The sequence below is a fragment of the Mesorhizobium sp. WSM3864 genome (genome assembly GCF_002294955.1).
GTDB lineage: Bacteria > Pseudomonadota > Alphaproteobacteria > Rhizobiales > Rhizobiaceae > Mesorhizobium.
Window position 1 is genome coordinate 549321 of the sequence record NZ_NSGD01000002.1, and the last position, 13561, is coordinate 562881.

11 protein-coding genes are annotated in these 13561 nt (G+C 63.9%); 7 read left to right on the forward strand and 4 right to left on the reverse strand.

Annotated features, from left to right (window positions below):
- Positions 1 to 7: 7 nt before the first annotated feature.
- The 3 genes from CK215_RS06875 to CK215_RS06885 all read right to left on the reverse strand — a co-directional run bounded on the left by CK215_RS06875 (position 8) and on the right by CK215_RS06885 (position 3090).
- Positions 8 to 829 carry an ABC transporter permease gene (locus CK215_RS06875; protein WP_067327787.1) on the reverse strand — a complete coding sequence of 274 codons (822 nt, stop codon included), beginning with the start codon at positions 827 to 829 and terminating at the stop codon, positions 8 to 10.
- Positions 826 to 1713 carry an ABC transporter permease gene (locus CK215_RS06880; RefSeq protein WP_095776234.1) on the reverse strand — a complete coding sequence of 296 codons (888 nt, stop codon included), beginning with the start codon at positions 1711 to 1713 and terminating at the stop codon, positions 826 to 828. The genes CK215_RS06875 and CK215_RS06880 overlap by 4 nt, the downstream gene beginning before the upstream one ends.
- Positions 1714 to 1809: 96 nt before the next feature.
- Positions 1810 to 3090 (reverse strand): FAD-dependent oxidoreductase, encoded by a 1281-nt coding sequence (locus CK215_RS06885; protein ID WP_245418624.1) that lies wholly within the window; start codon positions 3088 to 3090, stop codon positions 1810 to 1812.
- A gap of 194 nt (positions 3091 to 3284) precedes the next feature.
- On the opposite strand from CK215_RS06885, the gene CK215_RS06890 reads away from it, so the two are divergent.
- The 5 genes from CK215_RS06890 to CK215_RS06910 all read left to right on the forward strand — a co-directional run bounded on the left by CK215_RS06890 (position 3285) and on the right by CK215_RS06910 (position 8898).
- A complete protein-coding gene (locus CK215_RS06890; protein WP_095830473.1) occupies positions 3285 to 4442 on the forward strand; it encodes a fumarylacetoacetate hydrolase family protein in 1158 nt (385 codons plus the stop codon).
- 551 nt (positions 4443 to 4993) lie between these two features.
- Entirely contained in the window at positions 4994 to 5926 is a 933-nt protein-coding gene (locus CK215_RS06895) for a substrate-binding domain-containing protein (RefSeq protein WP_095830474.1), read from the forward strand.
- A 104-nt stretch (positions 5927 to 6030) separates the two neighbouring features.
- A complete protein-coding gene (locus CK215_RS06900; RefSeq protein WP_095830475.1) occupies positions 6031 to 7017 on the forward strand; it encodes an ABC transporter permease in 987 nt (328 codons plus the stop codon).
- A gap of 5 nt (positions 7018 to 7022) precedes the next feature.
- Positions 7023 to 7817 carry an ATP-binding cassette domain-containing protein gene (locus CK215_RS06905; RefSeq protein ID WP_095830605.1) on the forward strand — a complete coding sequence of 265 codons (795 nt, stop codon included), beginning with the start codon at positions 7023 to 7025 and terminating at the stop codon, positions 7815 to 7817.
- Between the two features lie 58 nt (positions 7818 to 7875).
- Positions 7876 to 8898, forward strand: coding sequence for a LacI family DNA-binding transcriptional regulator (locus tag CK215_RS06910; RefSeq protein ID WP_095827056.1), 1023 nt, complete (start codon positions 7876 to 7878; stop codon positions 8896 to 8898).
- A 392-nt stretch (positions 8899 to 9290) separates the two neighbouring features.
- On the opposite strand, the gene CK215_RS06920 is transcribed toward CK215_RS06910, so the two are convergent.
- Entirely contained in the window at positions 9291 to 9872 is a 582-nt protein-coding gene (locus CK215_RS06920) for a TetR/AcrR family transcriptional regulator (RefSeq protein ID WP_066989382.1), read from the reverse strand.
- 251 nt (positions 9873 to 10123) lie between these two features.
- Here CK215_RS06920 and CK215_RS06925 point away from each other — a divergent pair, with 251 nt between their 5' ends.
- Positions 10124 to 10360 (forward strand): hypothetical protein, encoded by a 237-nt coding sequence (locus tag CK215_RS06925; protein WP_095830476.1) that lies wholly within the window; start codon positions 10124 to 10126, stop codon positions 10358 to 10360.
- A complete protein-coding gene (locus CK215_RS06930) occupies positions 10354 to 13548 on the forward strand; it encodes a multidrug efflux RND transporter permease subunit (RefSeq protein WP_095830477.1) in 3195 nt (1064 codons plus the stop codon). The genes CK215_RS06925 and CK215_RS06930 overlap by 7 nt, the downstream gene beginning before the upstream one ends.
- Positions 13549 to 13561 lie beyond the last annotated feature (13 nt).

Genomic DNA, 13561 nt, shown 5'->3' on the forward strand with positions numbered 1-13561 from the left:
TTGTGGTTCAGGCTGGATTGCGGCGCGCGGCGCCGAGGCCGCGATGGCGCAGGATCTCGGCGAGGGTGGCGATGACGAAGGACACGGCCAGGATCACCGTTCCGAGCGCCATCACCGTCGGCAGCGAACGCGGGAAGCGCAGTTGGCTCCAGATGTAGAGCGGCAGCGTCGGCTCGGTGCCGGCGAGGAAGAAGACGACGATGAACTCGTCGAAGGAGGTCAGGAAGGCGAGCATGAAGGCCGACAGCACCGCCGGCAGGCTGAGCGGAAGCATGACGCGCCGGAACGTTGTCCAGTCCGACGCCCCAAGGTCGAGCGCCGCCTCGCGAATGGTCTTTGGGATCGCCGCGAATCGGCTGCGCATCACCACCACCGTCGTCGGCAGCGCCACCAGGATATGGCCGAGCACAATTGCGACGCGCGACGGGCCGAGGCCAATGAGATTGACCAGGATCAAGAGCGAGATGCCGACGATGACGCCGGGGATCAGGATCGGCAGCCGGGCTATGGCACTGATCGTAGCCGCGAGCGGCGAGCGGCCGTAGAGGTCCATATAGGAAACGGTGATGCCGCATAGCGTTGCCCCCGAGGCAGCAACGACACCGATGACGAGACTGTTGGCCAAAGCGCCGGAGAGCGCCGGATTGCCGTAGAGGGTCTCGTACCAACCGAGCGTGAAGCCCTGCAGCGGAAACGCCGCCTGGATGGAATCGTTGAAGGAAAACAGCGGGATCAAAAGGATAGGCAGATAGAGGAAGACGAGATAGGCAAGCACATAGAGGCCGAGCCAGCGGCCGCCCGCATTTGCCTCTTTGCGCGCCGCGCTCATGTGCGGCTGCCAAACCGGCGGTCGGCGCCGCGCGCGACCAGGACCACGCACAGGATGACCAGCATGACGCAGACCGAGAGGGCCGCGCCGAACGGCCAGTCATTGGCCTTGCCGAATTGCGACTGGATCAGCGTGCCGATCATGGTGCTGGCCGGGCCGCCGACCATAGCCGGCGTGACATAGTCGCCGACGGTCGGCACGAAGACGACGAGAGCCGCCGCCAGTACGCCCGGCATCGAATTGGGCAGCACGACGCGGCGGAACGACGTGAACGGGCGCGCGCCGAGATCGGAGGCGGCTTCGAGCAGCGATTTCGGGATGGTATCCAGCGCCACGTAGATGGGCAGGATGGCGAAAGGCGCGTAGGCGTGCGCAAGCGTCACCACCACCGCCGCCGGCGTGTTGAGGAAGGCGAGCGTCGGCTCCGACCAGAGACCGCTTTCGATGAAAGCCGAGTTCAGCACGCCGTTGTAGGCAAGCACGATCTTCCAGGCAAAGACGCGCAAAAGGTAGCTGGTCCAGAACGGCAGCGTGACCAGGAAGAGCAGCAGGTTGCGCCGGCGGCCGGCATGGAAGGCGAGGTAGTAGGCGACCGGATATGCAGTAGCGACGGTGGCGAGCGTCACCAGGCCGGCGATGACCAGCGAGCGCAGCGTCACCGTCCAGTAGAGCGGATCGGTGGCCACAGTTACGAAGTTTGCCGCCGTCAGGCCGGCGCCGAGCAGCGAGCCGTCGTTGCTCCTGAAGGCAAGGAAGAGCACCAGGCCGAGGGCAAAGAGGATGAGGAAGAAAGTGACCAGCCCGCCGGGCAACAGCATGGCAAAGCGGAAGACCGGCGAGATGCGGGTTTCCGGCGATGGCCGCGCTGCAACGATGGTGGACATCTGCTAGCTGCCCATCGGATTTTTGAAATCAGCTAATGATTTTTCATATTCATGAAACTGTCAAGCTAAATCGGTGATGCGCTGCCGCGTTCAACTTCAGCGCTCGAGGGCATCCAGCATCCGATACCAGGCGATGGTGGCGGCAACGCCGACCTGGCGGAAGGCGTGGAACGGGATCGGCCGGATCGGCGACAGCGGGAAAGGCAATTGACTGACGTCGCCGGTCGCGAGGTAACCCGCAATGCGCTTGCCCAGCGCGCTCATCAGCCCGACGCCCCTGCCCTGGCAACCGACCACGGCAAGCAGGTCCTTTTCCGGCTCATGCAGGTGCGGGAGATGATCCGGGGTCATCGCCACACGACCGAACCAGCGCTTTTCGATGGCGATGCCGGAAAGCGCCGGATAGAGGCGCAGCAGCGCGCGTTCGCAATGCGCCCAGTCGGCCGCGCTTGAAGGCAGGGCCATGCGGCCGCGTCCACCCAACACCATCCGGCCATCAGGGCTCTTGCGGTAATAGATCAAGATGCGGCGGGAATCGGAAACGGCTTGCCCGCCGGGCAGGATGCTTGCGGCAAGCTCCGCCGGCAGCGGTGCCGTGGCGATCTGGAAGGAATGCAGCGGCACGATTGTTTGCGCGAGGCCGGGCAGCAGGCCATCCGTATAGGCGTTGGTGGCGAGTACGACCCTCGTCGCGCGCAGTTCGGCGCCGCCTTGCGTGGAGACCCGCCAGACGCCGGCTTCCTTGGTGAGCCTCACCACCCGCTGCTGCTCGGCGATCCCGGCGCCGACGGCAGAGGCGACGCGGGCAAGCTCGAGCGTGTAGGACAGCGGATCGATGACGCCGGCGCGGCGGTCGAGCCAGCCACCGAGATAGCCCTTGGCGCCGGTCATCGCGGCGATCTCGGCCCGGTCGAGCAGCTTGACGTCGGCGCCGCGCGCCCGCCATTGCCGGTCGCGGCTGGCTACGGCCTTCAAGGCCGTTTCGGTATGCGCGGCCTGGATCCAGCCATTGCGCGTGAACGGCACCGCAAGCTTCTCGTCACGGATCACATCGAACACCGCGTCGGCCGTCGAAGCGGCGAAGTCGACCAGGGCCTCGCCGCGCTCCTTGCCAAAGTGCTCGAGCAGACATTCGGGATCATATTTGAGGCCGGGAATGACCTGGCCGCCGTTCAAGCCCGACGCGCCCTGCCCGATCGCACCGGCATCCAGCACCTGGACGGAAAGACCGGCCCGGGCCGCATGCAAGGCGGTCGACAGACCCATGATGCCGCCGCCGACGATCACCGCGTCGAGGGTGCCGTCGCTCGACAGCTCGGACTGGAACGCCGGAGCTGTTCGCGGCTTTTGCCAGACCGGATCGGAAAAGGTGGGCAATTGGTCACCTGAGGCGCTGGAGCTCGTGAAAATCCTATTGCTGATTTCATGAATTTGAAAGAGGACCCGATGGGCCAGTCCGCGCTTGGCTATGTGACAGCATGCCATTGACTCATAACCTCGCCATCGACGGGATAGACGTTTGCATTAAATCCGGGGAAAGTGCCGCGCGACAATCGAGAGGACAGAAGACCATGACCGATTTAACCCGCCTCCCTGGCGACGGCCTTTTCGTCGGCCGCGCCAGGACCAGCGAAGCCTCCCATCCGCTGGTGGTCACGGTGCGCGCAGGCGAGGTCATCGACATCACGTCGAACGCGGCGCCTACTGTGCGCGACCTCTGCGAGCTGAAGGACCCGGCCGACTACGTGCGCTCGGCCCGGGGCAAGGCGATCGGCACACTGGAAGACATCGCAGCCAACAGCTTCGAAGCTCAGCGCGATGCCAAGAAGCCGATCCTGCTCTCCCCAGTCGACCTGCAGGCGGTGAAGGCTTCCGGCGTCACCTTCGTCGTCAGCCTGCTCGAGCGCGTCATCGAGGAGCAGGCGCGCGGCTCGGCGGAAAAGGCCGACGCGATCCGCGCCGACATCGCCGGGCTGATCGGCCACGATCTCTCCAAGCTCAAGCCCGGCTCGCCGGAAGCGATGGAGATCAAGGCCAAGCTGATTTCGCGCGGCGCCTGGTCGCAATATCTGGAAGTGGGCATCGGCCCGGACGCCGAGATCTTCACCAAATGCCAGCCGATGGCCTCCGTCGGCTTCGGCGCCGATGTCGGGCTGCATCCGGTCTCCACCTGGAACAATCCGGAGCCGGAGATCGCCATGATCGCCGACAGCTCCGGCCGCATCGTCGGCGCCACGCTCGGCAATGACGTCAATCTGCGCGACGTCGAGGGGCGTTCGGCGCTGCTGCTCGGCAAGGCCAAGGACAACAATGCTTCCGCCTCGCTCGGACCTTTCATTCGGCTCTTCGACGAGACCTTTTCCATCGCCGACGTGAAGCGCGCCACGGTGCGGCTCAGCGTCGAGGGGGAGGACGGTTTTTCGCTGGAGGGCGCAAGCTCGATGGCGGAGATCAGCCGCTCGCCGGAAGAGCTGGTCAAAGCCGCGATAGGACCGCATCACCAGTACCCGGACGGGCTGGCGCTCTACCTTGGTACCATGTTCGTGCCTTCGAAGGATCGCGGCGAGAAGGGCAAGGGTTTTACGCACAAGATCGGCGACATCGTCACCATCTCGTCGGAAAAACTTGGCGCACTTGTCAACCGCGTGCGGCTGTCGCCCGACTGCCCGCACTGGACCTACGGCGCCAGCCACCTGATGCGCGACCTGGCCAAGGCGGGCCTGTTCTAGCGCGGCATAAATTCTATCTTATTCTGATGTATAGATAGCACACCGTAAAAAGGTACATTGCTATAAGTACAATAGCCAAAAAATAACCGAAAAGAGTCTCAAACAAAGCAAACAATAATATGCCAATCATCACCGAAATTACCTGGAATGGCAGCAAGCGTCGCCTGGCGTGCATTTCACTTCCCACTTAGCTGATACGAGACGCGCTACATTCCAGGCATTGTCATGACTGTCCTCGCATCGCCCGCCAGGGGATCGGTAGCAAATCCGTGATCGGCTGTTAAGAGCGAGGGCCGCTGCCGGGAGGCCAATCCGCGCAGCGAATGGGCCGATCGCATGGCTTGCCCGCGAAAATCATCGCAGCTGATGCAATCTGATGGGATTGCTGATGGCGTGCGCGCCTGAGCCGACATCCATTGACGATGGAGGCTTGCCAGCGGCCGAAAAAGGGAATGCTCTAGAGGCACCCGGTCGGCGCGGGCAGGAGATGCGCTCCTCGAGGATCGTATCGCGCCTAATGTGGAGGTGGTTTTCAACATGGGAGGAAATCGATGCTTTCGAGGCTGAGACTGTTCGTGCTTGGCTTGATCGCGGCAATCGCCATTCCGGCGATGGCTGAGGCCAAGACCTTCTACTGGATTTCGCATGGCGGGCCGGCCGATCCGGTCTGGACCTACTTCCTGGCCGGGGCCAAGCAATGGGCGACCGACACCGGCAACAAGGTGAACACCTCGTTCCACAATAACGATGTTGCCTCGCAGCAGGAGGCCGTCCGCGCCGCCATCTCGGCCAAGGCCGACGGCATCGTCACCACCAGCCCGGATCCGGGCAGCCTCGTCGAGATCGTCAAGGAGGCCCGCGCGGCCAACATCCCGATCATCAACTTCAACACGCCCGACCCGAAGGCCAACTTCAACGCCTATGTCGGCGGCGACAACGTCACCTTCGGCAAGCATTGGGCGCAGTATCTGGTCGACAAGGGCCTGGTGAAGAAGGGCGACTTCGTGTGGATGCCGGTCGAGGTGCCCGGCGCCACTTATGGCGTGCAGGAAGAGGAAGGCATCAAGAGCGTGTTCGAGCCGCTCGGCATCACCTATGAGGTGACCGAGGCGACGCTCGACCAGGCCGAAGTGATCAACCGCATGGTCGATTATCTCACCGCCCACAAGGGCAAGGTGAAGGCGATCATCGGCCTCGGCGACCTCGTCACCGGCTCGGTCAAGCGCGTCTTCGACCAGGTCGGCGTCAAGCCGGGCGAAATCCCGGTCGTCGGCTGGGGCAACTCGCTCGACACCACCCAGGAAGTGCTGAACGGCTATGTCAACGCCGCGCAGTGGCAGGACCCGCAGGCGACCAGCTACATCGCGCTTTCGATGGCGGCGATGGCGTCTGCCGGCATTCCTCCGGGCTTCAACGTCATCACCGGCGCACTCTATGAAAAGGATACCGCCGGCGTCTATGACAAGATCCTGTCCGGCAAGTAATTGTTGGCATCAGCGGTCGCGGCTTTCGGGCCGCGATCGCTTCCTGGACCACCGAGTCCTGCCTGATCGCAGCGGGCTCGCCAATCATTGACATCGCGGGCCCAATGGAAAACCGTTCCTTCATCCAGAGTTTCATCGCGCGGCCGGAATTCGGGCCGCTGGTGCTGCTGATCGTCGAGCTCGTCGTCTTCTGGGGCATCAACCCGGATTTCCTGTCGCCGCAGAACATCTCCAACATCCTCGCCTTCACCGTCGAGCTCGGGCTGATCGCGCTGGCAATGACCTTGCTGATGACGTCGGGCGAATTCGACCTCTCGGTCGGCTCGCTGTTCGGCTTCTCGCCGGTGCTAATGTGGACGCTGTTCAACGGCGGGGTCACCTCGCTGGAGATGGGCTTAGCCATCGCGCTGGTGGTCGCGGCCTTGATCGGGCTTATCAATGGCTGGTTCGTCACCCAGCTCAAGATCCCGTCCTTCCTGGTCACGCTCGGCATGCTGCTCGTCGTGCGCGGCACCGCGCTTTTCGTCACCGACGGCTTTCCGCAGCGCACCTGGAGCGCCGAAGGCAGCTGGCTTGCGGACATCCTGGTCGGCGACTTCTACATCGGCCCGTTCCGCATCTATGCCTCGCTGTTCTGGTTCATCGGCGCCGCGATCGCGCTCGGTTATGTGCTGACGCAAAGCCGCACCGGCAACTGGATCCAGGCGGCCGGCGGCAATCCCAACGCGGCGCGCGCCCGCGGCGTCAATGTCAGCCGGGTCAAGATCGGCCTGTTCATCCTGTCGGCGGTGATGGCCTCGCTCGCTGGCGTGATCTCGTCGCTGCGCACCTCGGCCGCCAATCCGAACAGCGGCACCGGCTACGAGCTCGAGGTCATCGCCATGGTGGTCATCGGCGGCACGGCGCTGACTGGCGGCCGCGGCACCATTATCGGTACGGTGCTCGGCATCCTGATCCTGCGCGTCATGCGCAACGGCATCGTGCTGATCGGCGTGCCGGGACTCGCCTACAACATCTTCATTGGCGCGATCATCCTCGGGATGATGGCGCTGCACTCATGGCTCGAACGCCGGCACCAGGCAGGGACTTGAAGACGATGGCCGAGCCTCTGATCCGCATGACGAACATCCGCAAGTCCTATGGGCGCGTACAGGCGCTGGTGGACGCCAACTTCCACGTCAACGAAAAGGAGATCGTCGGCCTGCTCGGCGACAACGGCGCTGGCAAGTCGACACTGATCAAGGTGCTGTCGGGCGCGGTGCCGCTGACCAGCGGCGACATTTTCGTGCGCGGCAAGAAGGTGAATTTCCGACGCACCAGCGACGCGATCGCTGAGGGCATCGAGACGATCTATCAGGACTCCGCGCTCGTCACGCAGCTGTCGATCGCCCGCAACCTGTTCCTGGGGCGCGAGCCGATCAAACCGCCGCGTTTCCTCAATCGCATGGACCAGGAGGCGATGAACACGGTGGCACGCGACCTGCTCAAGCAGGTCGGCATCTCCAAAAACATCCCGCCGACGACGCCGATCGGCTCGCTGTCAGGCGGCGAGCGGCAAGCAGTGGCGATCGCGCGCGCCATGCATTTCGACAGCGACCTCATCATCCTCGACGAGCCGACCAACAATCTCGGCGTCGCCGAGACGCAAGGGGTGTTGAGCTTCGTGCGCGGCGCCCGCGATTCCGGCCACTCCTGCATCTTCATCGCACACAACATCCACCATGTCTTCCAGGTCGTCGACCGCATCGTGGTGATGCGGCGCGGCAAGGTGGTGGCCGATGATATCGATCCGAAGAAGACCACAGTCGCGGACGTCGAACGCGTCATCACCGGCATGTCGGACAAGGAGATCCGCGATGCGATTTCCGACGGCCCGCAGCCGCATGGCTGATTTGGCCTGACTTCGATTTGGCTGACAGGGGCTCGCATCCCACCCTATGACCGGACCCATGAAAGCGACCGTAGCCGACATCGCCAGAAGCTGCGGCTTGTCGACCGCGACGGTAGACCGAGTGCTCAACAACAGGCCGGGCGCAAGCGCGGCCAACCGGCAGCGCGTCTTGGAGGCGGCAAAGCAGCTCGGCTATCTGCCGACGCTCGATCAAGTCGTGCTGCCGTCGAAGCCGGCGCATCTCGAATTCTTCCTGCCGATCGGCAGCAACGCCTTCATGGCCGACCTTGCCCATCATATCGAGGACTATGCAGGGCGCCTGCCGCTGGTCGCCTCCTGCCGCATCCACAATCTCGCCGGCATCTCGCCGGGCGCGCTGCAGGGCGCGATCGAGAACCTCTCGCTCAAGGCCAATGGCGTCGGCGTCATCGCCGTCGACCATCCACGCACGCGCAACATTTTGCGCGAGCTGGTCGAGGCCGGCATTCGGCTGGTCACGCTGGTTTCCGATGTGCCCGCGGCCCCTCGCTCGGCGTATGTCGGCATCGACAACCGGGTTGCCGGACGCACGGCGGCGCTGCTGATGGGCCGCTTCCTTGGCGGCCGGATCGGGCACCTCGCGATGGTCGTTGGCTCGCGCTCCTACCGCGGCCACGAGGAGCGCGAGATGGGTTTCCGCTCGGTGCTCGCAGAAGAGTTCCCCAATCTCACCGTCTCCAGCGCCGTCGAGATCAACGACGAGCCCGACGCCAGCTACAGCGCGACCATGAAGGCCTTGCACAACGAACCGGAACTGCTCGGCATCTACTGCGTCGGCGCCGGACGCTCCGGCGTGGCCAAGGCGTTGCTCGAAGCCAGGCCGCGCAGAAAGCCCGTCTTCATCTGCCATGACCTGACCAGGGAAACACGCCGCTATCTGGTCGACGATCTCGCCGACGTGGTCATCGACCAGAACGCGCGGCTGATTGCCGAGCAAGCAGTGATCCGCCTGCTCGGCTCGATCGCCTCGTCGGCACCGTACCTGACCAAAAAATTCATCGAGCCCCGGCTGATCATGAAGGAAAACGTGCCGGTGCAGTAGGCGCGAATGGCACCATGCCGTCGCCTCACTGATTTGTCAGACGATTGATCCGGCAAATCTGCACACCAGCTATGCACGTTTCGCAGTTGCCGAATGGTTGGGCAAATCGTAATTATTGCGGCGTCGGATGTCTTCCTCCTCCCAGACACCGGCGCTGAATGCGGTGCTCCTCCTCCCGCGCCGTATTCGAAATCGAAGCCCGCTGCCTCCTCCTCCCGGCAGCGGGCTTTTTCTTTGCCTATACTTAAGCCGAGCGCCCCTCACCCGGATATTGCCTTGCAATTCGGGGAATTCGACTTCTCCCCGAGGGAAGAGGAGATCGTTGGTGCCGCCCCAAACCTCTGCTCCCCTCGGGGAGAAAGGTGGCCCGAAGGGGCGGATGAGGGATGTGGTCAGCGTGCCCGGAACGAGGCGATCAGGCTTTCGGCCATGCGCACGAACTGCGCGCTCGGGCCCTCGGCGCCAACGCTCTGCATCGAGACGCGCGCGCCTTCGAGCAGCAGCGATAGCGTATCGGCGAGCAGCTCGGCCTGGCCGATGCCGGCATCGCGGCAGAGCGCAACCAGCTTTTCGCGCTGGGCTTCCTTCAGTTCCTTGATGACGCGCCGTGCCGGGTGATCGGTCTCGGTGAGCTCGACGGCGGCATTGGCCATGTCGCAGCCGCGACTGTCGGCGCTAAGCAGTTCCGAAGCCTTGCGGACCCAGGCATGCAACTGCGCGAGCTTGTCGCCGGGATGCTCGGCCTCGAACTCGTCCCATATCCTTGAAGCCTTCGCCGCCGTGGCGCGCAGGCATTCGATGATCAGATCGTCCTTGGATTCGAAATGACGATAGAGCGTCATCTTGTTGGTGCCGGCAGCCTCCGTGATGGCGTCGACGCCCACACCCTTGATGCCGTGCTTGTGGAACATGTCCTGCGCCGTTTCCAGGATCCGATCCCGGGGGCGGGAACGCTCCGCAACGCCGTCAGTCATCATGCTCTCCTTTCGTCGTTTCCAAAAAAACCGAGGTCACCTCTTGACTAGGGTGTTACCGGTCTGTAACTTTCAGATGTTACTTACTGGTAACACCTATATCACTCCTCGTCAAACGACAAAGGCCCACCGATAGCTCTGCCAGAGTGAGATAGGACAAAAAAGCTGCCTGTCATGCGGCTTCGGCCGGTGAAAACGAAAAAAAGCGGTCCGTGATCATCCGATGCGGGCCGCAGCAAGGAGCCGCTCCTATGCAAAAGCGCAAAGACCTGACGATCGACGAAGCCATCCGGGATCCGATGATCCGGCTGGTGATGAAGGCTGATGGGGTCGATCCCGCCGCCTTCGAACGGATGCTGCGCTCGCGCGCCGCGGAACAGGCGCCGGACGATGTCCTGCCATCCTTCCTGGAGGATTCCGGCTCCGTCCGGGCCCGGCGCCTGCGCCATTTTGCAAAACCGTTCGGCGAGGCGTCCGCGTCATGGTGAACTTCTTCATCCACCGCCCGATCTTCGCGTCGGCGATCGCCATCATCATGGTGCTCGCCGGTACGATCGCCTATTTCCTGCTGCCGGTCTCGCAGTTCCCCGACATCACGCCCCCGCAGGTCGTGGTCAGCGCCCATTATCCAGGCGCCAGCGCGCAGGTGGTGGCCGATACGGTCACCACGCCGCTGGAGCAGCAGATCAACGGCGTGCAAGGCATGACCTATATGTCGTCGACGAGCTCGAATGACGGCTCCTCGACCATCACCATCACATTCGACGTCGGCTATCCGCTGAGCACGGCGGCCGTCGACGTCCAGAACCGCGTCTCGCAGGCCGCATCCTCCCTGCCGGCCATCGTCAACCAGGGCGGCGTCACGATCAAGAAGCAGAACCCGAACTTCGTTCTGATCGTCGACCTCACCTCGCCCGACGGCTCGGTCGATCCGGTAGCGCTGAGCAACCTCGCCTATCTCCAGGTCGTCGATCCGCTGAAGCGGCTGCCCGGCGTCGGCGACGTGCAGATTTTCGGCGAACGGCGCTATTCGATGCGCGTCTGGCTCGATCCGGACAAACTGGCCAATCTCGGCATCACCGCCGTCGATGTGCAGAACGCCATTTCCGAGCAGAACGTGCAGGTGGCGGCGGGCAAGATCGGCCAATCGCCGGCGCCGGCCGGCACCGCCTTCGAGATGCAGGTCAATGCGGTCGGCCGTTTGAGCGACCCGAAGGAATTCGGCGACATCGTCGTGCGCGCCAACTCGCAGAACGGCTCGCTCGTGCGTCTGCGCGACGTCGCCCGCATCGAGCTCGGCGCGCTGCAATATTCGTCATCGGCCTTCTTCGGCAAGGACCCGACCGTGGTGCTCGCCGTCTACCAGATGCCCGGCTCCAACGCGCTCGACCTGCAGCAGCGGGTCAAGGACAAGATGCAAGAATTGTCGGCGCGCTTCCCGAAGGGCGTTCACTACGCCATGCACTACGATACGACGCGCTTCGTCTCGGCCTCGATGCATGACGTGCTGATCACGCTCGGCGAAGCGCTGGTGCTGGTGGTGGCTGTCGTCTTCATCTTCCTGCAGAGCTGGCGCACCACCATCATCCCGACCATCGCCATCCCGGTGTCGTTGATCGCGACTCTGGCGGTGATGTACATGCTGGGCTTCTCGCTCAATATGCTCTCGCTGCTCGGCATGGTGCTGGCGATCGGCCTCGTCGTCGACGACGCCATCGTCGTGGTCGAGAATGTCGAGCGGCAGCTGGAAGCCGGCCTCAAGCCGCTGGCCGCGACGCGCGCGGCGATGGCCGAAGTGACTGGCCCAATCATCGCCACCACCGCGGTGCTGATGGCGGTGTTCATCCCGGTCGCCTTCATTCCCGGCGTTTCGGGACGGCTCTACAACCAGTTCGCGCTTACCGTCGCGATCTCGGTCGGCATCTCCGCCTTCAACTCGCTGACGCTGAGCCCGGCGCTGAGCGCCGCGTTCCTGCGCCATCGCGGCGGAACGCAGTTCGTGCTGTTCCGCTGGTTCAATGCCGGCTTCGACTGGCTGTCGCATGCCTACGCGCATGGCGTGCGCATTCTGATCCGGCTGCGCTGGGCCATGCTCGGCCTGTTCGCGGCGGGCCTGGTCGCCACCTATTTCGTCTGGCAGAAGCTGCCCTCGACCTTCCTTCCGGTGGAGGATCAGGGTTATTTCTTCGTCGTCATCCAGCTGCCGGACGGCGCTTCGCTGGAGCGCACCGACGCGGTGGCGCAGAAGGCGCGCGACATCCTGCAGAACACGCCCGGCGTCGACATCGTCGGCTCGATCAGCGGCCTGAACTTCCTTACCAGCGCCGCGCAATCGAACTCGGCGGTGGAGTTCGCCATCCTGAAGCCGTGGGACGAACGCGGGCCCGACCAGAACGCCTCGAAGCTGGTGGCCGAGGTGCGCAACAAGTTGCTGCAGATACCGGAGGCGTTTGCGCTCTCCTTCGATCCACCCTCGATCCCGGGCCTCGGCACGACCGGCGGCTTCGAATTCCAGGTGGAAGACCTTTCGGGCCGCGGCAGCGCCGCGCTCAACGAGGTCACGCAGGCGCTGATCGCGGAAGCACGCAAGCAGCCGGAGCTCAATCCGCAGCAGCTGTTCTCGTCCTTCTCGACCTCGACGCCGCAGTTCAACTACGACCTCGACCGCAGCAAGGCGAAGCTGCTCGGCCTCAACCTGCCCGACGTGTTCAACACGCTGCAGATCTATCTCGGCTCCCTCTACGTCAACGACTTCAACCTTTTCGGCCGCACCTTCCGGGTGACGATTCAGGCCGACAAGGACGCGCGCGGAAACGCGAACGACATCTCGCGCCTCTACGTGCGCAATGCGTCCGGCGGGATGGTGCCGCTGAGCACACTGGGCAAGCTGGTGCCGATCGTCGGTCCCGAGACCGTGCCGCATTACAACAACAATGCATCCGCCCTCATCAACGGCGGCGCGGCGCCAGGCTTCTCGTCCGGACAAGCGGTCGCGGCCATGGAGCGGGCGGCGGCAAACGTGCTGCCGCGGGACTTCGGCTATGAATGGACCGGCATCACCTATCAGGAGCTCCAAGCCGGATCGATCGCCTCGATCGTGTTCGGCCTGGCGATCGTGTTCGTCTTCCTGATCCTGGCGGCGCAGTATGAAAGCTGGGCGATGCCCTTCATGGTGCTACTCGCCGTGCCGCTCGCTTTATTCGGCGCCTTCGTGGTGCTCTTGCTGCGCGGCATGCAGATCGACGTCTACTCGCAGATCGGTTTCGTCATGCTGATCGGCCTGGCGGCGAAGAACGCGATCCTGATCGTCGAGTTCGCCCGACGGCGCCGCGAGGAAGGCCTGACCATCGTCGAGGCGGCGATGGAAGCCGCGCGGCTGAGGCTGCGGCCGATCCTGATGACGGCCTTCGCCTTCATCCTCGGCGTGCTGCCGCTGATGTTCGCGACCGGCGCGGGCGCCGCCAGCCGGCAGTCGATCGGCACCACCGTCTTCGGCGGCATGGTGGCGGCGACGATCCTGTCGCTGGTCTTCGTGCCGGTCTTCTACGCGGTGATCGAGAAGCTGCGCGAGCGCGGCGGCGAGAGCGAACCTGCCGCGGGGCCTCAACATGCCCCGCACCAACAAGAGATTGAACCGACCGCCGAGCCCGTCCGGCTCGCCCAGGCGGCCGAATAGGATTGGAGACCAA